23 protein-coding genes and 1 pseudogene are annotated in these 21,960 nt (G+C 71.0%); 8 read left to right on the forward strand and 16 right to left on the reverse strand.

Features of this window, described 5'->3' with window-relative positions; translation table 11 throughout:
• Positions 1-48 precede the first annotated feature (48 nt).
• The gene (locus tag ACGFIQ_RS14890) at positions 49-2,079 is read left to right on the forward strand and encodes a chromosome partitioning protein (protein WP_393244035.1); all 2,031 of its coding nucleotides are present in this window, start codon (positions 49-51) and stop codon (positions 2,077-2,079) included.
• Between the two features lie 43 nt (positions 2,080-2,122).
• Here ACGFIQ_RS14890 and ACGFIQ_RS14895 read toward each other — a convergent pair whose 3' ends face one another.
• Complete coding sequence (locus ACGFIQ_RS14895) at positions 2,123-2,551, reverse strand: DUF3151 domain-containing protein (RefSeq protein WP_393243770.1); 429 nt, start codon at positions 2,549-2,551, stop codon at positions 2,123-2,125.
• A 249-nt stretch (positions 2,552-2,800) separates the two neighbouring features.
• Here ACGFIQ_RS14895 and ACGFIQ_RS14900 point away from each other — a divergent pair, with 249 nt between their 5' ends.
• Positions 2,801-3,994 carry an LOG family protein gene (locus tag ACGFIQ_RS14900; RefSeq protein WP_393243772.1) on the forward strand — a complete coding sequence of 398 codons (1,194 nt, stop codon included), beginning with the start codon at positions 2,801-2,803 and terminating at the stop codon, positions 3,992-3,994.
• Between the two features lie 52 nt (positions 3,995-4,046).
• Here ACGFIQ_RS14900 and fbaA read toward each other — a convergent pair whose 3' ends face one another.
• Positions 4,047-5,072 (reverse strand): class II fructose-bisphosphate aldolase, encoded by a 1,026-nt coding sequence (gene fbaA, locus ACGFIQ_RS14905; protein ID WP_357555146.1) that lies wholly within the window; start codon positions 5,070-5,072, stop codon positions 4,047-4,049.
• Positions 5,073-5,208: 136 nt separating this feature from the next.
• Positions 5,209-5,592, reverse strand: a complete 384-nt coding sequence (locus ACGFIQ_RS14910) for a phage holin family protein (RefSeq protein ID WP_357066511.1) — start codon at positions 5,590-5,592, stop codon at positions 5,209-5,211.
• A gap of 123 nt (positions 5,593-5,715) precedes the next feature.
• Here ACGFIQ_RS14910 and ACGFIQ_RS14915 point away from each other — a divergent pair, with 123 nt between their 5' ends.
• Positions 5,716-5,928 carry a hypothetical protein gene (locus ACGFIQ_RS14915; protein WP_357555143.1) on the forward strand — a complete coding sequence of 71 codons (213 nt, stop codon included), beginning with the start codon at positions 5,716-5,718 and terminating at the stop codon, positions 5,926-5,928.
• A gap of 102 nt (positions 5,929-6,030) precedes the next feature.
• Positions 6,031-6,852, forward strand: coding sequence for a DedA family protein (locus tag ACGFIQ_RS14920; RefSeq protein ID WP_393243774.1), 822 nt, complete (start codon positions 6,031-6,033; stop codon positions 6,850-6,852).
• A 239-nt stretch (positions 6,853-7,091) separates the two neighbouring features.
• Here ACGFIQ_RS14920 and ACGFIQ_RS14925 read toward each other — a convergent pair whose 3' ends face one another.
• The 9 genes from ACGFIQ_RS14925 to ACGFIQ_RS14965 all read right to left on the reverse strand — a co-directional run bounded on the left by ACGFIQ_RS14925 (position 7,092) and on the right by ACGFIQ_RS14965 (position 15,290).
• Entirely contained in the window at positions 7,092-7,469 is a 378-nt protein-coding gene (locus ACGFIQ_RS14925; protein WP_030332125.1) for a helix-turn-helix transcriptional regulator, read from the reverse strand.
• A 57-nt stretch (positions 7,470-7,526) separates the two neighbouring features.
• The gene (locus ACGFIQ_RS14930) at positions 7,527-8,066 is read right to left on the reverse strand and encodes an orotate phosphoribosyltransferase (protein WP_355029652.1); all 540 of its coding nucleotides are present in this window, start codon (positions 8,064-8,066) and stop codon (positions 7,527-7,529) included.
• A gap of 169 nt (positions 8,067-8,235) precedes the next feature.
• Positions 8,236-9,045, reverse strand: a complete 810-nt coding sequence (locus ACGFIQ_RS14935) for an SDR family NAD(P)-dependent oxidoreductase (protein WP_393243777.1) — start codon at positions 9,043-9,045, stop codon at positions 8,236-8,238.
• 11 nt (positions 9,046-9,056) lie between these two features.
• The gene (locus tag ACGFIQ_RS14940; RefSeq protein ID WP_393243779.1) at positions 9,057-9,710 is read right to left on the reverse strand and encodes a hypothetical protein; all 654 of its coding nucleotides are present in this window, start codon (positions 9,708-9,710) and stop codon (positions 9,057-9,059) included.
• A 72-nt stretch (positions 9,711-9,782) separates the two neighbouring features.
• Positions 9,783-10,595 (reverse strand): hypothetical protein, encoded by an 813-nt coding sequence (locus ACGFIQ_RS14945; RefSeq protein WP_393243781.1) that lies wholly within the window; start codon positions 10,593-10,595, stop codon positions 9,783-9,785.
• A gap of 90 nt (positions 10,596-10,685) precedes the next feature.
• Complete coding sequence (locus ACGFIQ_RS14950; RefSeq protein WP_393243783.1) at positions 10,686-11,291, reverse strand: DUF4178 domain-containing protein; 606 nt, start codon at positions 11,289-11,291, stop codon at positions 10,686-10,688.
• 172 nt (positions 11,292-11,463) lie between these two features.
• Entirely contained in the window at positions 11,464-11,844 is a 381-nt protein-coding gene (locus ACGFIQ_RS14955) for a hypothetical protein (protein ID WP_393243785.1), read from the reverse strand.
• Positions 11,845-11,970: 126 nt separating this feature from the next.
• Complete coding sequence (clpB, locus tag ACGFIQ_RS14960) at positions 11,971-14,562, reverse strand: ATP-dependent chaperone ClpB (protein ID WP_393243787.1); 2,592 nt, start codon at positions 14,560-14,562, stop codon at positions 11,971-11,973.
• 86 nt (positions 14,563-14,648) lie between these two features.
• Positions 14,649-15,290, reverse strand: coding sequence for a TetR/AcrR family transcriptional regulator (locus tag ACGFIQ_RS14965; protein WP_393243789.1), 642 nt, complete (start codon positions 15,288-15,290; stop codon positions 14,649-14,651).
• 85 nt (positions 15,291-15,375) lie between these two features.
• Between ACGFIQ_RS14965 and ACGFIQ_RS14970 the strand changes: the two genes are divergently transcribed.
• Positions 15,376-16,512, forward strand: a complete 1,137-nt coding sequence (locus tag ACGFIQ_RS14970) for an epoxide hydrolase family protein (RefSeq protein WP_393243791.1) — start codon at positions 15,376-15,378, stop codon at positions 16,510-16,512.
• A 389-nt stretch (positions 16,513-16,901) separates the two neighbouring features.
• Here the strand turns inward: ACGFIQ_RS14970 and ACGFIQ_RS14975 are convergent.
• A pseudogene (locus tag ACGFIQ_RS14975) lies at positions 16,902-17,164 on the reverse strand (hypothetical protein).
• A gap of 189 nt (positions 17,165-17,353) precedes the next feature.
• Here ACGFIQ_RS14975 and ACGFIQ_RS14980 point away from each other — a divergent pair.
• From ACGFIQ_RS14980 to ACGFIQ_RS14990, 3 genes are all read left to right on the forward strand, one after another.
• On the forward strand, positions 17,354-17,854 hold the full coding sequence (locus ACGFIQ_RS14980) for a TrkA C-terminal domain-containing protein (RefSeq protein WP_357066486.1): 501 nt from the start codon (positions 17,354-17,356) through the stop codon (positions 17,852-17,854).
• A gap of 5 nt (positions 17,855-17,859) precedes the next feature.
• Complete coding sequence (locus tag ACGFIQ_RS14985) at positions 17,860-19,074, forward strand: cation:proton antiporter (RefSeq protein ID WP_393243793.1); 1,215 nt, start codon at positions 17,860-17,862, stop codon at positions 19,072-19,074.
• 203 nt (positions 19,075-19,277) lie between these two features.
• Positions 19,278-19,709, forward strand: coding sequence for a hypothetical protein (locus ACGFIQ_RS14990; protein ID WP_357066482.1), 432 nt, complete (start codon positions 19,278-19,280; stop codon positions 19,707-19,709).
• A 208-nt stretch (positions 19,710-19,917) separates the two neighbouring features.
• Here the strand turns inward: ACGFIQ_RS14990 and ACGFIQ_RS14995 are convergent, their stop codons facing one another.
• From ACGFIQ_RS14995 to dnaJ, 3 genes are all read right to left on the reverse strand, one after another.
• Positions 19,918-20,103 (reverse strand): hypothetical protein, encoded by a 186-nt coding sequence (locus ACGFIQ_RS14995; protein WP_393243795.1) that lies wholly within the window; start codon positions 20,101-20,103, stop codon positions 19,918-19,920.
• Positions 20,104-20,240: 137 nt separating this feature from the next.
• Positions 20,241-20,681, reverse strand: a complete 441-nt coding sequence (locus tag ACGFIQ_RS15000; protein WP_030332087.1) for a heat shock protein transcriptional repressor HspR — start codon at positions 20,679-20,681, stop codon at positions 20,241-20,243.
• 30 nt (positions 20,682-20,711) lie between these two features.
• On the reverse strand, positions 20,712-21,890 hold the full coding sequence (gene dnaJ, locus ACGFIQ_RS15005) for a molecular chaperone DnaJ (protein ID WP_393243797.1): 1,179 nt from the start codon (positions 21,888-21,890) through the stop codon (positions 20,712-20,714).
• Between the last annotated feature and the right edge of the window lie 70 nt (positions 21,891-21,960).

A 21,960-nucleotide genomic window follows, 5' to 3' on the forward strand; every position in this document is an offset into this window, starting at 1 on the left:
CCACCGCCTTCGCCGGCCGACTATCCGTCGCTCACCGGTGCCGTCCCGGTGCCGGGCGGCTGGGGCGGCAGCGGCTCGTCCACCACCGCGTCCGGCTGGGCGCCAGCGCAGCCGAGTTGGCCGCCAGCCGACCCGGCGGCACCAACCGCCGCGTCGACACCGCCCGCAACGCCGGCAACCGGCACACCGCCGGCACCGGGCACGCCGCCGACCGGCACGCCAGCGACCAGCACCCCAGCGGCACCAGGCACGCAGCTCGCACCAGGCACGCCAGCGGCCGGCACGCGAGCGACTGGCACGCGAGCGACTGGCACGCCGACGACCGGCAGGCCAACCACACCAGGCACACCCCGGGCAGCCGGCGCTCCCGCGAGCACCGCCGCCGGGGCGACCAACGGCGCACGCAACACGATCAGCAGCGTGGCGCAGACGCAGGCCGGCGACCGGAGTCCGACCGGCGTCGCCGCCGCTCCGATCCCCCCGGGTGGTGTCGACCTGGACCTGCCGTTCACCCTGGATCGCCCCGCCGCCGCGATGCCCACCGACCAACCCACCGCAGCCCCCACACCCGCCGGCCGCCCGAACGCGGGCCCGACCCCCGCAGGCTCGACCAGCACAGGCCCGACCAGCACAGCCCCGGCGGCAGCCGGGCCCGCGGCGGCCGGGCTGGCATCGCAGGCCGACGGGATCGGGACCGACGGGCCTGCCGTCGGGACGGCGCGGCCGGTCACCGAGTCGCCGTGGGCGTATCCGCCGCAACGCCCCACCGGAGCGTCCGCACCGGCCAACGACGAGGCCGCCACGGTGACTTCCCCGCTTCCCGCCCCGCCCGACCCGCAGCCGGCGCACCCGGGTCAGTCGTTCACCCCGGTGACCTCCGGGCAGGCCGGCCCCGGGCACATCCCGCCGCCGCCCGACCTGACGCAGTTCAGCAGCCTGCCGCAGGCTCCTCAGCAGGCCGGGCCGGCGGCCCCACCACCCGGGCCGTTCCCGCCGTCTCCGGGTTGGTACCCGCCGCCCTGGCAGCAGGGCACGTCCGGCGTCCAGGCTGGGCAGCCCTACCAGGAGGCGGAGGGGGTGACCCGGGTGCCCACCGCCGGCTACCCGGATGCCGCCACGTATCCGGATGCGAGCTGGACCCCGGAGGAGACGGCGGTACCGACCGCCGAGGACTTCAGCCGGCGCCGGCAGGTTCGGCCCGTCGATCCGGTGGCGACCATGGGCGTACGCGCGATGGTCAACCGGACGGGGCTGCTCCGGCTCTCTCCGGGGCGGCACGAGCAGGAGCTCAAGCGGGACATCGAGATGGTGCGCCGCAACTTCGGCGGGCTGCGGCAGGTGACAGTGGTCAACCCGAAGGGTGGCGCCGGTAAGACGGTGGCCATCCTGCTGCTCGCGATGACGTTCGGCCAGAAGCGCGGTGGTTACGTGCTGGCCTGGGACAACAACGAGACCCAGGGCACCCTCGGGATGCGTGCCCAGCAGGACTTCCACTCCCGCACGGTGCGGGACATGCTGCGGGATCTCGGGCAGTTCCAGGGTGCGCACGGGCGGGTCGGTGACCTGTCGCAGTACGTCCGCTCGCAGGGCGAGGGCATGTTCGACGTGTTGGCCTCGGACGAGTCGGCCACCGGCGGCGAGATGCTGACCGCCGCCGCGTTCGCCGAGATCCGTGAGGTGGTCAGCCGGTTCTACAAGCTGATCTTCGTGGACACCGGGAACAACGTCCGGGCGCAGAACTGGCAGGCGTCGATGGACGCCACCGACCAGTTGGTGGTGACCATGTCGGCCCGTAACGACTCCGCCGAGACCGCCGCCCGGATGCTCGACCACCTGGAGCAGAGTGGCCGGCAGCGGCTGGTCCGCCAGGCCGTGACCGTGGTGTCGATGCCGCCGTCGCGCAAGGAGATCGACCTGCCGGCCATCCAGGAGCACTTCGCGGCCCGTACCCGGGCGGTGTTGCTGGCCCCGTACGAGCGGCTCATCGACACGGGTGAGCCGATCCGGTACGGCGGGCTCTCCACGGCCACCCGGGACGCCTGGCTGAAGATCGCCGCCGCGGTCGCCGAGGGGTTGTGACCGCCGACGGCCGGCCCGGAGTCGGGCCGGCCGCCGGTGCGGGTCAGTTGCTCGCCAGCGCGTCCGCCGCTTCCGGGTCGCAGTCGCGCAGGAACTGGGCGCAGCGGGCCGCCTCGTCGGCCTCACCGATCTCGTCCGCTGCTCGGGACAGCACGTAGAGGCAGCGCAGGAAGCCCCGGTTGGGCTCGTGCGACCACGGCACCGGACCGTGCCCCTTCCAACCGCTGCGGCGCAGCTGGTCGAGGCCACGGTGGTAGCCGGTGCGGGCGTAGGCGTACGCGGTCACCACCTGGCCCTGCGCGAACGAGCGGGCGGCAAGCGCCGCCCAGCCCGCACTGAAGGTCGGGAAGCCGGCCGCCACGCTGGCGAACGCCTCCTCGGTGCCGGCCTGCTCGGCGGCAGCCAGGGCGGCGTCGGCCTCGTCGTTCGCGGGCAGGCGGGTGGCCGGTGGCTCTGGCAAGAGGTTCTGCATCGCCCCATTCAACCCGCTGGACAGGGCGACACGCGAGCGGGTCGGCCGACACGTTCCGCTGAACGGCTGAGGAGTTGGTCACGCCTGCGGCCTATGCCGCCGCCGGATCTTTTCCACTACAACTAATGGTCCGGAGCCTCCCCAGGAACCGGTTATGCAGGAGCCCGGTGGCCTCGGTCACCGGGCTCCTGTCGGTTACACCCCAGGCCCGAGGTTTGGCCGGCCCCGGCGCAGGGGCAGGATGGCCGGGTGCCGACCCCACCTCCCGCGGACGTCATCGAGCCGCACCTGCACGTCGACGAGATCCAGACCCGCGACGAGTTCGATCGGCAGTTGGCCACCGGCCGACTGACCGGGCTGACCGTTCAGGGCCTGCGCCTCGACCTGGCGCCGGTGCCTGACCTCACCGGCATCGAGGTCGCCGGCACGCTCTTCGTGGGCTGCCGGTTCGCCTCCCGGGACGTCGGGGCCGACCTGGTCCGGCGCGGCGCGAACGTGGTGCCGCCGTTCTCGGGGCTGCCGTACCCGACCCAGCCGGCGCACCTCTACACCCCGGAAGACCTGGCCGCCGGGTTCGCCGAGGGCGGGTTCACCGGGATGTACGACACCCGGGTGTACGACCACTTCCGGGCGCACGGTGGCGCGCTGCCGGATGTCCGGGAGGCGCTGGGTCAGCGGCTGCACGACCACGGTGTGGACAATGCGCTGGCCGACGCCACCCGGGTCTGGCTGTCCCGACACGGGCCGCAGTCGGTGGTGGGCATCATGGGCGGGCACGCGGTGCGGCGCGGCAGTCCCGCGTACCGGATGGCTGCCGTGCTGGGGTGGGAGCTGGCGCGGGCCGACCGCCTGGTGGTGACCGGCGGCGGTCCGGGGGTGATGGAGGCCGCGAACCTGGGCGCCTACCTGGCGGACCGGCCGGCGGCCGAGTTGACCGAGGCGATCGACCTGCTGGCCGGCGCGCCCGACTTCACCGACCACCACCGGTACACGGCCACCGCGTTGGCGGTGCGGCAGCGCTACGCGGGCGTGCCCCGGCAGCGTGGTGACGACCTCGGCTGGGCGCGGGCCGGTGGGCTGGCCATCCCGACCTGGCTGTACGGGCACGAGCCGGCGAACCTGTTCGCCGGGCGGATCGCGAAGTACTTCTCGAACGCGATCCGGGAGGACACCATCCTGCGGCTCGCCCGGGGCGGCATCGTCTTCGCTCCGGGGCGGGCGGGCACGGTGCAGGAGGTGTTCCAGGCGGCCACGAAGACCTACTACGGCACCGACGGCGCCAGTGGGGCGTACATCTTCCTGGACCGCGGCTACTGGACCGCGGAGCTGCCGGTGCAGGCGTTGTTGCGTCCGCTGCTGGCCGCGTCCCCGTTCGGTGACCTGTCGTCGACGATCCACCTCACCGACGACGTGCACGAGGCGGTCCGGCTGCTCACCGTCTGAGCGACGACGGCCGGCTCCCCGGGAGGGAGAGCCGGCCGTCGGTGGTGCGTCGTTACTTGGTCATCGTGGTGCCGGTGGAGCGCAGGTGCTCGCACGCCTCGACGACCCGGGCGGCCAGGCCGGCCTCGGCGGCCTTGCCCCAGGCGCGCGGGTCGTACTGCTTCTTGTTGCCGACCTCGCCGTCGATCTTCAGCACGCCGTCGTAGTTGCGCAGCATGTGGTCCGCGACGGGCCGGGTGAAGGCGTACTGGGTGTCGGTGTCGATGTTCATCTTCACCACGCCGTAGTCCAGGGCCTCGCGGATCTCGCTCAGCAGGGAGCCGGAGCCGCCGTGGAAGACCAGGCTGAGCGGCTTGTCCTTGCCGTACTTGGCGCCGACGGCCTCCTGGATCTGGTTGAGGATCTCCGGACGGAGCTTGACGTTGCCCGGCTTGTAGACGCCGTGCACGTTGCCGAAGGTCAGCGCCGCCATGTAGCGGCCCTTCTCGCCGAGGCCGAGCGCCTCGACCATGGCCAGGCCGTCATCGGTGGTGGTGTAGAGCTTGTCGTTGATGGCGTTCTCGACGCCGTCCTCCTCGCCACCGACGACGCCGACCTCGATCTCAAGGACGATCTTGGCCTTGGCGGCCTCGTCGAGGAGCTGGGCGGCGATCTGGAGGTTCTCCGCGACCGGCACGGCCGAGCCGTCCCACATGTGCGACTGGTACAGCGGCTCGTCGCCGCGCTGCACCCGCTCCTGCGAGATGGCCATCAGCGGGCGGACGAACTTGTCCAGCTTGTCCTTCGGGCAGTGGTCGGTGTGCAGGGCGATGTTGACCGAGTACTTCTTGGCGACCTCGTGCGCGTACGCGGCGAACGCCACGGCACCGGTGACCATGTCCTTGATCGAGGGGCCGGACAGGTACTCGGCACCACCGGTGGAGACCTGGATGATGCCGTCGCTCTCCGCGTCGGCGAAGCCCTTGAGCGCCGCGTTCAGCGTCTGCGAGGAGGTCACGTTGATCGCGGGGTACGCGTACCGGCCAGCCTTGGCGCGGTCCAGCATCTCCGCGTAGGCCTCGGGGGAAGCGATGGGCATGTGATGCGCTCCTTACTTACCACTCTCGGCCGTGCTGGCCGCTGTTGTTCACTTGTGCGCCGGACCGCGCTGTCCTCCGCCCGGCAGTATCCCGTAGGTGGGGTGTGCCGGAACAACCGACCCGGGTCCTAGCCGTTCACCGGCGGTCCAGGTTGTCCGGCACGATGACGCTGATCAGCCAGGTGACCACTGTCATCACGATGGCTCCCCAGAACGCCGCCCAGAAACCGTCCACCTGGAACGGCAGGTCGAGCCCCCGGGCGATCCGGTCGGTGAGCAGGAACAGCAACGCGTTGACCACGAGCGCGAACAGGCCCAGTGTCAGCAGGTAGAACACGCAGCCGACCACCCGGATGATCGGTTTGAGCACCGCGTTGATCACGCCGAAGATCAGCGCCACCACGATCAGGGTGAGCACGGTGTTGCCGCCGGAACGGCCGTGCACGTCGACCCCGGGCACGATGAGCGTGGTTATCCACAACGCGATCGCGGTGATCGCCAATCGGATGAGGAAGCCCACGGCACCATCCTGGCACCGGGTCGCGTCCGCGAGGGCTGATTCCGCCACTCCGCCTCCGGGCACGGTGCCGGTCCAGCCCGTACGGTGGGTGGGAACCGTGCCCCGAGACCCCCGGGAGAGACGATGGGTCAACCCGACGAGGACTTCACCCCCGGCGACCACCTCGCCCCGGACGAACGTGACCCCGAGGCGGAGCCGGCGGACGCCGTCGAGCAGGCGACAGTGGCCGGCCCCGTGGACGTCGACGGTACGCCGCAGCGCGGGCTGGAGGTCGACGACTGGGACGCGATGGAGCAGGCACGCGTGGTGACCGGCGACGAGGACGACTACCGATGAGCGCGGAAGCCACCTGCCGTGTGAGTGCGAGGGCGGCTTCTACGCGGGCGGGTGGTGCGGGCCGGTCCGGCGCGGCACCAGGCCTGGGCTTCGGTACCCTTTGTGGCCGTGGACACAGCTGAGACGACTCGCGCTCTCGTGGAGAGCGTCGCCCTGAACCCGCTCGATCCCAAGGATCTGCTGCAAACCTTCGGGCTGATCGGCGTGTGGGTGATCCTCTTCGCCGAGACCGGCCTGCTGGTGGGCTTCTTCTTCCCGGGCGACTCGCTGCTGTTCCTCGCCGGCGTCGCCGCGTCACCGGTGGCGGACGCGATCTTCGGCGACGGCACCCGCCTCAACCTGGCTGGCCTGCTGATCGGCGGGCCGATCTGCGCGATCGTCGGCGCCCAACTGGGGCACTGGCTCGGCGCTCGGTATGGCCGGCCGATGTTCGAACGGCCAAACTCCCGGCTCTTCAAGAAGGAGTACGTGGAGAAGGCCGAGTACTACTTCGAGAAGTTCGGCCCGGCGAAGGCCGTGGTGCTGGCGCGCTTCATTCCGATCGTCCGCACGTTCCTCAACCCGGTCGCGGGAGCGCTCGGCATGCCGGCTCGGACGTTCCTGCTCTGGAACGTCGTCGGCGCGGTGCTCTGGGTGGACGGCATCCTGCTGATCGGCTACCTGCTCGCGGAGCAGATCTACGACGCCATCGGCGAAAAGATCGACCGCTACATCCTGCCGGTGGTCGCCCTGATCATCCTGATCTCGGTGTTGCCGATCTTCTTCGAGTTCCTTCGCGACCGGCGCGCTCGCAAGCGCGGCGAGGCGGTCGCGGTGGTTGCGGCGGCCAGCGCCGCCGGTGCGGTGGAGGCAGCTCGCGAGGCGTTCGACCACGACCGACACCAGCACGACCGGCAGCGCCCGGAGCACGGCCAGGACCGCTGAACCCACGTACGACGACGGCCGGCCCCCTGGTGAGGGGGTCGGCCGTCGGCATGTCGGACCCGGCCTCCGGCGGTGCGGCCGGGGACGAGCAGGTGTCACCCACCGGTGGCGCCACCCCTGGCTCGCCACCGGGCGCCGTCCCGGCGCGGGACGGCATGCAGTGCCTACCGCCGTCCCGGCATGGGACGGCGTGCAGTGCCTACCGCCGTCCCGGCATGGGACGGCGTGCAGTGCCTACGTCAGCGGGCCTTCTTGGTGGCCCGCTTACGCGGCGGGGTCAGCAGGTCGGCGATCGTCGCGATCGCACTCGGGACCAGGCTGTAGTACGCCCAGACACCGCGCTTCTCCCGCTGCAGCAAGCCCGCCTCGGTGAGGATACGCAGGTGATGACTGACCGTCGGCTGAGAGAGGCCGAGCGGCGCCGTCAGGTCACAGACGCACGCCTCGCCCTCTGGGGCCGACTGGATCAGGCTGAGCAGCCGCAGCCGAGCAGGATCCGCAAGGGCCTTGAGGACCCCGGCGAGACGCTCGGCATCGGCACGTTCGATCGGCTCGCCGTTAAGCGGCGAGATCTGAGGCATAGTCATTTCGGCCAACGCAGTTCCCACGTATTCCATCCTTCCACCAGCAGCATCGATCCGCCTGCATATCAGCAGATCCGAATCGGCAAACTTTTACGCCACAAGGCCGAGGTCAGCCAACGTATAGGCCGCCCGGTAAGGCAATCCGGCGGCTCGCACCGCGTCGCCGGCGCCTCGATCAACAATAACCGCCACGCCCACGACTTCCGCCCCGGCCTCGCGAAGCGCCTCGACAGCGGTCAACACACTTCCGCCCGTCGTGGACGTGTCTTCCACCGCCAACACCCGGCGGCCGGCCACCTCCGGTCCCTCGATCCGTCGCTGCAGACCGTGCGCCTTGCCCGCCTTGCGCACCACAAAGGCGTCCAGGGCCCGGCCGGTCGGAGCGGCGGCGTGCAGCATCGAGAGCGCGACGGGGTCCGCGCCCAGGGTGAGACCACCGACCGCGGCGTAATCCCAGTCGGCGGTGAGGTCGAGCAACACCCGGCCGACCAGAGGAGCGGCCTGGTGATGGAGCGTGACGCGCCGCAGATCCACGTACCAGTCTGCCTCCCGCCCCGAGGAGAGCACGACCCGCCCGTGGACCACGGCCAGGTCGGTAATGAATTTACGCAGGTCGTCGTGGTCGCCCATGGCGATAGAGGTTACTGCGCAAGTCTGGACGGTGTGTGCGGGGTCCACCCTGATCAGCCCGGTGAGGGACCGATGGTTGGCGATGTTCGACTACGCTCAGCGACTGGCCTGACAGCGGCGTGCCAACGCCTCGGCAACGACCACCGGGGGCCGGTGGGCCGATCGAGGCTCAGTGGTCGTCGCGACCGATCCGGCCGCGAGTGTCTCGGGCGACCGCCTGGAGCAGCCGACGGGGCGCGTGCCGCATGCCGGCGACGGCCACCTTGTACTTCCAGGACGGGACACTGACCATCTTGCCTTTGCCCAGGTCACGCAGGGCTTCGTCGACCACGTCCTCGGCCCGCAGCCACATCCATTCGGGCGTCTTGGACATGTTGATGCCGGCCCGTTGGTGGAACTCGGTGCGGGTGTAGCCGGGGCAGAGGGCCATCACCCGGACACCGAACGGCCGTGCCGACAGACCAACGGACTCACTGAAGTTGGTGACCCAGGCCTTGCTGGCCGGGTACGTCGAACCCGGCATCGCCGTGCTGAACCCGGCGACCGAAGAGACATTTATCACTGCCCCATTTCGGCGTTCGGTCATCGGCCGCAACGCCGCCAGGGTCAGCCGCATGACCGCGTGCACGTTGAGCCGCAGCAGGCGCGCCTCGTCCTCCGCGGTGGAGCGCAGGAACGGTTTGTTGAGGCTGATCCCGGCACTGTTGACCAGTAGGTGCACCGGGCTGCCGTCGGTGAGCCGTCGCTCCACGATGGCGCACCCGTCGTCGGTGGACAGATCCGCCGCGATCGTCTCCGCCTCGCGACCGTGGGTGGCACTCACCTCACCGGCCATCTGCGCCAACCGGGCCGCGTCGCGGGCGACAAGCACCAGGTGCCAACCGTCGGCGGCCAGCCTCCGGGCGAACGCCGCACCGATGCCGGCGGTGGCCCCGGTGATCAGTGCTCGACGCTCGGCAGCCGTGGGGTCGAGCGACACGGGACGGTTCCTCACCTGGGCGGGTACGGGGGCGCGGGCGGCGCCGGCGGGGCGGACGTGAACGCGGGTGGTGCGGATGGTGGAGTCGGCGCGGTCGAGCGGCGGTGACCGAACCAGGCGTTCGCCGCCGGCAGGGCCAGCAGCACGGCTACTACAAGGTAACCGAGCACCTGCCCGACGGAAAGCCCAGCGTTGAGCGGGATCCACCAGGACGGGTACGCGTCGCCGACCAGGCCCAGCAACTCGGCGAGAGCCTGGTCGTCGGCACCCAGCTGCAGTGGCGCGGCCCGTTCACCGATGAGCACCGCCACGCTGCAACAACCGCCGAGCACGCCGAGCCCACTGATCACCCAGGTGGCCACGCGGGCGCCGTTGCGGGCCGCCACCAGCCCGAGGGCCAGACCGGCGAGCACCGGCACGGACAGCGCCGCCAGCACCGCCGACAGCACGCTGGACGCGCGAAGCAGGGTCACCACGTCGTCGATCTGCTCCGGGCTCGCCGCGGTGTCGCGGGCGGCGGAGCGGAACGCGTCGACAGTCCCGCCCAGCACCAGCAGGTCGACCACGGCGTACGCGAGCGAGGCCACCGCCATCACCCACAGCACGGACGCGGCGATCAGGACGACGGCGGGCCGGCGAGCCGGTGCCGATTCGGGGTACGACACGACGAATCCCTCCGGTAGGCGTCGGGTTGCAACCTACTCGGAGGGATCGTCGGCGTCGTGCTTATCTGGCGGTCAACTCGTCGACGGTGGGGTTGGCCCGGGCCGGTCCGTGGGCGGCGTGTCGCCCGGCCGGTCCGTCGGCGGCGGGTAGCTCGGCTCCCCACTCGACGGATAGCCTGGCTCACCGGACGACTGCGGGTAGCCGGGCTGACCCGGGACCTGCGGGTAGCCGGGCTGACCCGGGACCTGCGGGTAGCCGGGCTGACCCGGGACCTGCGGGTTGCCCGGGTAGCTGGCACCCGGTGCCGGCGGCTCCCAGGCCGTGGTGGCCTTGCGGAAGAACGGGTTGGCCTTCGGCAGCGCCAGCAGCACCAGCGCCGTGACCAGCGCGATCAGGCTGAGCACACCGAGCAGCAGGCTGACCGGGGTCACCCAGGAGGGCAGGGCCTCCTCCAGGCGGCGCTGGATCTCGTCGGGGCTGGGCCCGTCACCGGTGCCGCCACCGGTGTTGAAACCGCCGCCCGCGTTGCTGAGCAGGCCACCGCCCACGCAGCAGACCATGACGCCACCGACGATCCAGGTGGTGATCCGGGCACCGTTGCGGCCCTGGTTGTTGAACATGGCAAGCACCGCCAGCGTGACCGCGAGCAGCAGCATCAGGATGCCGCCGCCGAGGCCGATGGCGACGAAGACGTCGGCCACCTGGTCGCCGTCGGTGCTGCTGCCCTCGTACGCGGCGCGGAGCGCATCCCGCGTCTTGCCGAGGGTGGTGAGCGAGATGATCAGCGTGATCACCTGGAGCGCCACGAACAGGTAGAGCAGGTAACTGGAAATCGACACAACCGATGGCCGCTGACGGGCCGGCGTGCTCTGGGAATCGACCATGATTCTCCTTCCCTCAGATCGCCCACACCGTATCGGCAACCGGCCGTTTCGGCATGCCGTGGCGAGCCGGCGCGCCCACCCGGCTCGGGCTCAGCGCTCCCCGGATCTGGGAAGGATCGTCAGGTCAGCGCGGTCGAGCAGGCCGCCACGGGCCACCCGCCAGCCCTCCTCGCCGTACGCCTCGAAGGAGAGCCGCGCGGTGCCGGCGGACTGGTAGTCGTGGTAGCGCATCGTGCCGGCCGCCGGCAGCCCGGTCTCCTCGGTGGCGGTGTAGCGCGCCTGCCCCGTCTCGGCCCAGGTGTAGCGCCGCCGGCCGAGGTCGATGGTCGGGGCACCCGGGGTCACGCTCGCCCCCGGCTCGGCCGTCCAGAGCACCAACTCCAGTTCGGGGCCGTCCTCCACCGAGAGCCGGTAGCGGGTGCCGGACCCGTCGTCGAGCAGGTGCTGCACCCAACTCCAGTCCCCCTCGACCAGGCGGATGGTGCCGCTCACCACGTACTCCCGCTCGCGGATCCGCACGCGGTCGCCCAGGCCCAGACGGAGCGGATCGCCACGCGGTGGCTCTGCCGGCCGGGCGTCCGACGATCGCCCGCCGGACCGGGCCGTCGCCGGCCGCCGGGTCCGCACGACGATCACGATGACGACCACCGCGAGTACGGCAAGCGCCACCACCAGGTACGTCACTGACCTGCCCACCCGACCATCTCCCCAGGTACCTCGGCGCAGACGGTAACAATCCTCGGCTCCGGTGCGACCCGCACCGTGACCGACAGCTCAGCTACCGACGGCAGCCGTGGCATCGCCTGTTGTGCACGATCGCACTGTGGACGGCCGGGTGGGCGCTGGTTCGCTCGTGTCAGCAGAGGGATCAAAGTGTGGTGAGCCGCTGACTGGCGTAGTTGCCAAGGGTCTCGCGGCCCAGCACACAGCCGACGAAGGTGGTGAACTCGCTCGGGTCGTCCCGCAGTGCCGTCCAGGCCGCCCGAGCCGCCGTCGGGTCGACCCGTTCCAGCAGCGTGGCCGCGTACGCCCGGCCGGCGGGTGTGCCGTCGGCCAGCACCCGGTCGAGTTGCCGACGGACCTCGTCGGGATGGTCGTCGAGGGCAGCCTCGACACTGCGGAACGCCTCCGTCACCGGCAGTAAAGCCCCGGCGATGCCCACCCCACCAAAGGCGAGCGTGTCAGCCGCGATCAACTCGTCGACGGCCGCACCAAGTTCCCGCTCCCATTTCTTCCCAATCCCAAACATGCCCCACCTCTTTCCCCACCGACCCCCCTCCCACCCCTTCGACCCCGTTGATCATGGAGTTATTGTCCCGACACGCCGGGCGCAGCCGGGCAACAACTCCATGATCAACGCGCCGGGGAGGGGTTGTTAGGCGGGGGTCACGGAGAGGGTGTTGGTTTGGGGGTTCTGGTCCACCTTCACTGTTTGGCCGTCTCGGATCTGGCCGGACAGTAGGGCCTTTGCCAACTGGTCTCCGATTGCGGTCTGGACCAGACGACGGAGTGGGCGGGCGCCGTAGATCGGGTCGTAGCCGTGCTCGGCCAGCCAGGTCCGGGCGGACTCGGTGATGTCCAGTGCCAATCGGCGGCCCGCAAGACGGTTTCGCATCCGGTCCAACTGGATGTCGACGATGGCCCGCAGATCGTCCCCGCGCAGCGAGGCGAAGACCACGATGTCGTCCAGCCGGTTGAGGAACTCCGGCTTGAAGTGCGACCGGACCACGGCGAGCACACCCTCGCGGCGCTGCTCGTCGGCGAGCGTCAGGTCACCGATCACCGACGATCCGAGGTTGGACGTGAGGATGAGGATCGCGTTGCGGAAGTCGACGGTACGGCCCTGACCGTCGGTGAGCCGGCCGTCGTCGAGCACCTGGAGCAGCACGTCGAAGACGTCCGGGTGGGCCTTCTCCACCTCGTCGAGCAGGATCACCGAGTACGGCCGACGACGCACCGCCTCGGTGAGCTGACCACCCTCGTTGTAACCCACGTAGCCGGGCGGGGCTCCGACCAGGCGCGCGACGGAGTGCTTCTCGCCGTACTCGCTCATGTCGATGCGGACCATGGCCCGCTCGTCGTCGAAGAGGAACTCGGCGAGCGCCTTGGCCAACTCGGTCTTGCCGACGCCGGTGGGGCCGAGGAAGAGGAAGCTGCCGGTCGGGCGATCCGGGTCGGCGATGCCGGCACGGGCGCGGCGGACCGCGTCGGAGACCGCTCCGACCGCCTCGGCCTGGCCGACCACCCGGCCGCCCAGCGACTCCTCCATCCGCAGCAGCTTGGCCGTCTCGCCCTCCAGCAGCCGGCCGGCGGGGATGCCGGTCCAGGAGGCGACCACCGCGGCGATGTCGTCCGCGCCGACCTCCTCCTTGAGCATCGCGCCGTCGGCCTGGAGCTGGGCCAACTCCTCCTCGGCCTGCGTCAGCTCGACCTTGAGGGCGGGGATCCGGCCGTAGCGCAGCTCGGCGGCGCGCTCCAACTCACCGTCGCGCTCGGCCCGCTCGGCCTCACCGCCGAGACGCTCCAACTCCTCCTTGGCGGTGGAGAGCTTGGTGATGTGGCTCTTCTCCGTCTGCCAGCGCTCGGAGAGCACGGTGAGCTGCTCGCGCTTGTCGGCCAGCTCCTTGCGCAGCCGCTCCAACCGCTCGGCGGAGGCGGCGTCCGGCTCCTTCGCCAGCGCCATCTCCTCGATCTCCAGCCGGCGCACCGCCCGCTCGATCTCGTCCACCTCGACCGGACGGGAGTCGATCTCCATCCGGAGCCGGGACGCGGACTCGTCGACCAGGTCGATCGCCTTGTCCGGCAGGAAACGGTCGGTGATGTAACGGTCGGACAGCGTCGCGGCGGCCACCAGCGCGGCGTCGGTGATCCGCACGCCGTGGTGCACCTCGTAGCGCTCCTTGAGACCGCGCAGGATGCCGATGGTGTCCTCGATCGTCGGCTCGCCGACAAGCACCGGCTGGAAACGACGCTCCAGCGCCGGGTCCTTCTCGATGTGCTCGCGGTACTCGTCGAGCGTGGTCGCGCCCACCATCCGCAGCTCACCACGGGCCAGCATCGGCTTGAGCATGTTGCCGGCGTCCATCGAGCCCTCGCCCTTGCCGGCGCCGACGACCGTGTGCAGCTCGTCGAGGAACGTGATGACCTGCCCGTTGGAGTTCTTGATCTCCTCCAGGACGGACTTCAGCCGCTCCTCGAACTGGCCCCGGTACTGTGCGCCGGCGACCATCGCGCCGAGGTCCAGCGAGATCAGCTTCTTGTCGCGCAGCGACTCGGGCACGTCACCGGTGACGATCCGCTGGGCGAGCCCTTCGACGATCGCGGTCTTGCCGACGCCGGGCTCGCCGATCAGCACCGGGTTGTTCTTCGTACGCCGGGAGAGCACCTGGATGACCCGACGGATCTCGGAGTCCCGGCCGATGACCGGGTCGATCTTTCCGTCCCGGGCGCTGGCGGTGAGGTCGACGCCGTACTTGGTCAGGGCCTGGTAGGTCTGCTCCGGGTCGGCGGTGGTGACCCGGCGGTCCCCGCCGCGGACGGTCGGGAAGGCCGCGACCAGGGCTTCCTCGGTGGCACCTGCCGTCTTCAGCGCGCCGGACACCGCGCCGCCGACCCGGGCGAGGCCGGCGAGCAGGTGCTCGGTGGAGGTGTACTCGTCGCCCAACGGCCGGGCGATCTGCTCGGCGGCGCCGATGGCGTTGACGAACTCGCGAGCCAACGTCGGCTCGGCGATGCTCGAACCGCGGGCGGCCGGCAGGGCGTCGACCGCGCGCTGGGCGGCCCGGCGCAGCTCGGCGGGGTCGGCCCCGACGGCGCGCAACAGACCGCTGGCGGTCGAGCCATCGGTGTCCAGGAGTGACAGCAGCAGGTGCCAGGGCTCCACGGTGGCGTGACCACGCTGGTTGGCCAGCGCGACAGCGCCCGTGATGGTCTCGCGACTCTTGGTGGTGAGTTTTTCGGTGTTCATGGGCTCCCCCGGATCGGCGTTGTCCACTGAGAAGGACACAACCAGAGTTGAGCGTATTCCACTCAACCTTAGCGCTGTGACGCCCGTCACTGCCGAGGGCGCCACCGCCAGTCGAACTCTCCGGCCGCCGGCGGCGGGCCGGGCAGCGGGTCCGCGCCCGGCACCGCCGAGAGGCCCGCCAGCAGCACCGCGAGCTGCCGGCGGCGCAACTGCCCGGTCCGCTCCGCGTCCGGCACGCGCACCGCCGCACACGACTCCAGCAGCAACCCCAGATCGTGTACGACCGCGTCGGGGCGCAACCGCCCGCTGGCGCGGGCCCGCTCGAACAGGGCGGTGGCCAGCTCGCCGGCACGCATCGCGTCCCGCCCCATCTCCTCGGTCGGCGTGAAGGTGCCGGCCAGGTGGACGGTCAGCGAGTGCACGTCGGCGTCGACCACCCGGGTCAGGAAACCCGTGAACGCGGCCCAGTCGTCCGGCTCGGCGAGGGCCGACTCGGCCTCGGCCACGTACCGGCGCAACCCGTCGTGGCAGAGCTGACGCAACAGGTCCTCCTTGCCCGCGTACCGCCGATAGAGGGCGCTGATGCCGACGCCGGCACGTTCGGCGACGGCGGCGATCGGGGCCTTCGGGTCGTCGAGGAAGACCGCGCGGGCGGCTTCGAGGATGACCTCGTCGTTGCGGGCGGCCTGGGCGCGTCGGCCGCCCAGCGTCTTGCCGGAAGTTGCCATGCCGTCAGCCTAACAGTGGAACGGATCGTTCCGGTCTGCTACTGTGATTTCAGAACGAAACATTCCGTTCCGAAGGAGTTCCGAGATGACCGGCACCGCGATCCGCCCCTTCCGCGTCGAGATCCCGCAGCCCGCCCTCGACGATCTGACCGCCCGCCTGGCCCGCACGAGCTGGCCCGCCGAGGTGCCCGGTGCCGGCGACACCTACGGGATCGGCACCGACCGGGTGCGGGCTCTCGCCGACCGGTGGCGCGACGGGTTCGACTGGCGGGCCGTCGAGGCCCAGCTGAACGCCCACCCCCAGTTCGTCACCGAGATCGACGGCGAGCAGATCCACTTCCTGCACGTCCGGTCCTCCCGCCCGGACGCCACCGCCCTCGTGCTGACCCACGGCTGGCCCGGCTCCGTCCTGGAATACCTGGACGTGATCGCCCCGCTCACCGAGCCCAGCGACCCGGCCGCGCCGGCCTTCCACCTGGTGATCCCGTCGCTGCCCGGCTTCGGGTTCTCCGGCCCCACCCGCAGCGCCGGCTGGAACCGCTTCCGCACCGCCCGCGCCTGGGCCGAGCTGATGAACCGCCTGGGGTACGACAGCTACGGCGCGGTCGGCAACGACGCCGGCTCGATGGTCGCGCCGGAACTGGGCCGGGTCGATCCGGAGCACGTCCTCGGCGTGCACGTCACCCAGCTCTTCTCGTTCCCCTCCGGCGACCCGGCCGAGTTCGCCGACCTGTCCGAGGCGGACCAGGCGGCGCTCGCGCACCTCCAGTGGTTCTACGAGAACAAGTTCTCCTTCAACCAGGTGCACAGCCAACAGCCGCAGACCCTGGCGTACGCGCTGGCCGACTCCCCGGTCGGGCTGCTCGCCTGGAACGCCCAACTGTTCGACGAGAGCCTGGACGCGGACTTCATCCTGGCCAACGTGGCCCTCTACTGGTTCACCGGCACGGCCGCCTCGGCGATCCGGCTCTACTGGGAAGACGCCCACGCCGACCAGCAGCCGACCGAGCCGACCACCGCGCCGACCGCGCTGGCCATGTTCCCCGGCGACTTCCAGTCCATCCGCCGCTTCGCCGAGCGGGACCACGCGAACATCGTCCGGTGGACGGCCTACGAAGCCGACGTCGAGGGCCGGGGTGACGTCGGCGGTCACTACGCCGCCCACCAGGCCACCGACGTCCTGGTCACCGACATCCGCGAGTTCTTCGCCAGCCTCCGCTGACCACCGCGTCGCCCGGGTGCCCGCCCCGCTCCACCGGGGCGGGCACCAACGCGTCCGGCCCCGGCCCTCGCCCTCGCCCCGGCCCGGTCCTCACCCTGTCCCGGCCCTCACCCTCACCCTGGCCCGGCCCGGCCCTCACCCTCACCCCGGCCCGGCCCTCACCCTCACCCTCACCCTCGCCCCGGCCCGGCGCTCACCGGCCCGGCTCCCGCCCTCGCCCTCGCCCGGCATGGCCCGACCCCGACCCCGACCCTGGCCCTGGCCCTGGCCTTGACCTTGGCGCGCTTGATCCACTCGGCTTTCAGGAAATCGGGGTATTCGGACCGCCAGGACACCGCGACATCCTGAAAGCCGAGTCGATCACCGTTAGGAACAGCCCTTCACGATCCTTATGGGCGGATTCGCCGAGGCAGGCGGGCTGTGCACGGGGTGTCATGGTCGGCGCGGAGCACACAGCGACGGCCGCCGTCCAGCCGCCGGTCGCAGAAGACCCAGAGCCGTACCCCTTGGTCGTCGTGGTCGGCGACGGTGACCCCGCCAAGGTCGATCCGGCAAGGAAAGCCAGCGACCGGCCGGCGGTCCGCCCCAGCATCTTGGCGCGTGCCAGAGCGGGCGCGGATATCGGCAGGTGGATGACGAATCGGCCGGTCATCGCCGCCACCCTCGGTCCACCATCAGCGGTGCTCCTCTCGGTGTGTTCGTCGCAGAGAAGCAGTAGATCTTGGAAAGAAACTGCCCCTGGAGGGGCGCATTTCTTCCAAGATCTCTCGCGGCGAGCTCCAGGGAGGAGCACTGTCCTTCCAAGATCTGCGGTTTGTTCACCAGGCGGTAGCCTTGGCGTGTGCGAGTACGTGTCGAGCAGACCGCCCTACCCGGGATCGGGGTACGTCACGATCTGGTGACGGAGTCCGGGCGCCGCCTGGGCGTTGTCTCCCACCGCAATGGCCGCCGTGATCTCGTCCTGTACGACCCGGACGATCCCGACTCCTGCCAGGCGGACATCCCGCTGACCGACGACGAGGCTGAGGCTCTGGCCGACATCCTCGGCGCGTCGCTGATGCTCGGCCAGCTCTCCGGGCTGCGCGAGCAGGCCGCCGGTCTGCTCACCGAGCAGATCGCCATCACGGCCGGCTCGCCGTACGTCAACCGGAAGCTCGCCGACACCAAGGCGCGTACCCGCACCAGCGCCTCCATCGTGGCGGTGCTGCGCGAAGGCGAAGTGATCGTCTCGCCACTCCCCTCCTTCCGCTTCGCGGCCGGCGATGTGGTGGTCGTCGTCGGGACCCGCAGGGGTCTCGACGGCGTGTCCGCCATCCTCGCCGACAGTGACCCGGACGGCTGAGGCGGATGCACGATTTCAAGACGCTGCTCATCGAAGTCGGTGCGCTGCTGCTGCTGCTCGGTGTCCTCGGCCGGCTCAGCCGCCGGGTAGGCCTCTCACCCATCCCTCTCTACCTGCTGGCCGGGCTCGCGTTCGGGCACGGCGGGTTGCTTCCGCTCGCCGCCAGCGAGGAGTTCTTCGCCGTTGGCGCCGAGATCGGCGTCATCCTGCTGCTGGTGATGCTCGGCCTGGAATACTCGGCCAACGAGTTGGTCGGCAACCTCCGCTCGGCGGCCCCGGCCGGGTTGATCGACGGCGTGCTCAACGCGCTACCCGGCGCGGGGTTCGCCCTGCTGCTCGGCTGGGACTGGGTCGCCGCCCTGGTGCTCGGCGGCATCACCTGGGTCTCCTCCTCCGGGGTGATCGCCAAGGTTCTCGCCGACCTGGGCCGGCTCGGTAACCGGGAGACCCCGGTGATCCTCTCGGTCCTGGTGATCGAGGACCTGGCGATGGCGCTCTACCTGCCGTTGGTCACGGCCGTGCTGCTCGGCAGCGGCCTGCTCGGCGGTGGCATCGCGCTCACCATCGCGGTGGGTACGGTGCTGATCGTGCTTGTGGTCGCCATCCGGTACGGCCACCTGATCTCCTCCGCGCTGTCGGCGAAGGACCCGGAGGCGCTGCTGCTCGGCGTCCTCGGTCTGACGGTGCTGGTCGCGGGTATCGCGGCGAAGCTCCAGGTGTCGGCGGCGGTCGGCGCGTTCCTGGTCGGCATCGCGCTCTCCGGTCCGGTGGCGCACCACGCGACCGAGTTGCTCTCCCCGCTGCGGGACCTGTTCGCCGCCGTGTTCTTCGTCTTCTTCGGCCTGGTCACCGACCCACGGGACATTCCGCCGGTGCTGCTGCCGGCGCTCGCGTTGGCCGTGGTCACGATGGCGACGAAGACGCTCACCGGTTACCTCGCGGCCCGCCGGGTCGGCATCGCGGAACCCGGTCGGTGGCGGGCCGGCCTGGCACTCGTACCCCGGGGTGAGTTCTCCATCGTCATCGCCGGGCTCGCGGTGGCCGCCGGGAGCGTCGAGCCGCGGTTGGCGGCGCTGGCCGCGACGTACGTCCTGATCACCGTGGTGACCGGGCCGATCCTCGCCCGGCTGCCGGACTTCCCGTGGTTCAAACGGTGGCTGCGTAACCGCGCGGCGGCCCAACGGCGGGAGCGGACCCCGGTCGTCGACGCAGTGCAGTGAGCCCCACCTGAACGCGGCGGCCGCGTGGGTCGCACCCTCGCGGAGGTAGAAGCGATGCACTGGACCCGCCCATGCCAACGGTTGCGGAATTGCTCCTCGCGGCTACTACCGCAGCACCCGACGGCGGGTTACCGTTTCGCCCCAGCAGCCAAGGTCCGTAGGCAGCGTTGCCAAACGCGGGCGAGAGCGTGGAAGGTTGGCCGGTGAGCGTGCAGGAGTCGACGTTCCGCGGCTTCGCCAACCCCGTCGATCCGAGTCCGGCGGAGTTGCGAGCTTGGGCGTACAAGCCTGATTCGGTGCCGTTGGCTTCGATGCCACCGGACTGGGACCTGTTGGTCTCCGGCGACCGACTGGTGCTGACACTCTTCGAGTTGGCAATGGACCCGACCTGTCCGGCCCGGCGTTTCGCCCTGCACTGCCTCTACATCTACGCGGCCGACGGCATCCGGACGAACTTCCGCGCCCACCCCAAGCGCCGCTTCCGCAAGCTCGTCGAGCAGGCCGAGCGGGACGGCGACGAGCTGATGAGGATCTGGGCGCACAACGGGCGGGTGCTGCTGGCCCGACCGGATCTCTTCGTCTACCGGGACTGGTGCGAGGGCGGCCTGGTCCGCGAAAACCGCCGCCTCGGCTGAACTGCGCCCCGCGCCGCGTCCCGGCCCGCACTCGGTACTACGAACGGGCCGGGACCCCCGCCTTGGCGTCACCCGCGTCCCGGCCCGCACTCGGTACTACGAACGGGCCGGGACCCCCGCCTTGGCGTCACCCGCGTCCCGGCCCGCACTCGGTACTACGAACGGGCCGGGACCCCCCGTGGGTCCCGGCCCGCACGTCGGTTGCCGGTCAGTCCTGCTTGCGTTCGGGTTCGGGTCGATTCTTGTCGTCGCCCCGCTCGGCGAACCGGCCTCCGACGACCCGGTCCCGATAGGTCCCCTCGGTTACCTTGTCGAACTTCTTGCGGACGGTTTCGGCCAGGCTTTCCAGCCGGTCCTCCGTCTGCTCGGCCACCTTCTTCGCCGGTTCCGCCATCGCTCCCCCTCGCCATGTCGGCAGGCCCGAAATAGCCGATTGGACCCGTATTCACAGGCTAACCGAAACGGCCCGGACCGCGCCGGGGAATCCGGCGCGGTCCGGGCCGAGGAGACGGATCCGGGTGCGTTGTCAGGTCAACGATCGGGAGTACGGCGGGGTCGCCACACCACGAGCGCGGTGGACGTGCGGTTGGTCGGCACCAGGTCCCGTCCGGGGAAGCGGGCGAGTGATTCCAGCTCGGCCACCCGCCGGTACGCGGCATCCAGCTCCGCCTCCAGTCGGGCCACCCGCTGCTGCGCCTGCTCCAGCAGCCGCTCCAGCCCGATGATCCGCTTGACGCCGGCCAGGTTGATCCCGTCGTCCTGACTGAGCCGCTGCACCTCGCGCAGCAGCACCACGTCGCGGACGCTGTACCGGCGCCCGCCACCAGCGGCTCGGCCAGGCTGCACCAGCCCCAGTCGGTCGTACTGGCGCAGGGTCTGTGGATGCATCCCCGCCATCCGCGCCGCAACCGAGATCATCAGCACCTTGGCCTCGTAGGCAGGGTCACCCGAACCGAGGAACTCGCCCGACATGCCGCTCACCTCCGCGTCCCTTCCACCGGACTAACTGACCCGACGCAACCGCGCGTCGAGATGTTCCCGGGCCGCCGGCGGGCTCTGCTCGGCGAACGCCTCCAGCGAGGCGCGCGCCTCGTCGGACAACCCGGCCGGCACCACCACGTCCAAGGTGACAAGCAGGTCGCCGGCCTGTCCGTCGCGGCGGACCACACCCTTGCCGCGGGCGCGCAGCACCCGCCCGCTCGGCGTCCCCGGCGGAACCCGCAGGGTCACCGCGCCGTCGAGCGTGGGCACCCGCAGGTCCGTGCCGAGCACGGCTTCCGCGAAGGTGACCGGCACGCTCAGCGTCAGGTCGTCACCGGTACGCCCGAACAGCTCGTCCGGTCGAACCTTGACGTGCACGAACAGGTCGCCGGCCGGACCGCCGCGCTCGCCCGGCTCACCGCGCCCGGTCAGCCGGATGCGCTGGCCGTCGGCAACACCGGCCGGGAAGCGCACGTTCATGGTGCGGGTCTTGGTGACACCGCCGCTGCCGTGGCACTCGGGGCACTTCTCCTCGACCACGGTGCCGACGCCCTGGCAGTTGCGGCACGGCTCGGAGAAGCTGAACGAGCCCTGGTTGCGGGTGGTCACGCCGGCACCGTGGCAGACCGGGCAGGTACGCGGCTGGGTGCCGGGCTTGGCCCCGTTGCCGTGGCAGGTGTCGCAGACCCCGGGCGCGCGCAGCGTCAGGGGCAGCGTCACCCCGCGAACCGCGTCGCCGAAGTCCAGTGCCACCTCGGTCTCCACGTCCCGGCCGCGGGCCGGACCGCGCGGCGCCGCCTGCCCACCGCCCTGACCACCGGTGAAGATCGAACTGAACAGGTCCTGGAAGCCGGTGCCTCCGAAGCGGCGGTCGCCGCCCCCGCCGCCGAACATGTCGGAGACGTCGAACGGCATGCCGCCCGGCTGACCCTCGCCACGGGCGTTACGCCGGAACGCGCCCGAGCCGAACAGCGAGCGCATCTCGTCGTACTCGCGGCGGCGGCCGGAGTCCGACAGCACGTTGTACGCCTCGGACGCGGCCTTGAACCGCTCCTCGGCCTTGGCGTCGCCCGGGTTGTGGTCCGGGTGCGACTCACGGGCCACCTTGCGGTACGCCTTCTTGATGTCGTCCGCGGAGGCGGCCTTGTCCACGCCGAGCACGGCGTAGAAGTCCTTCTCGATCCAGTCCTTGGAACTCACCGGTCCACCCCCTTTCGGCAGTCGCGGCCCGGCCGTCCCGCCCACCGTCGCGCGGTGGGCGGGACGGCCC

The sequence above is a fragment of the Micromonospora sp. NPDC048898 genome (genome assembly GCF_043198035.1).
Classification (GTDB): domain Bacteria; phylum Actinomycetota; class Actinomycetes; order Mycobacteriales; family Micromonosporaceae; genus Micromonospora.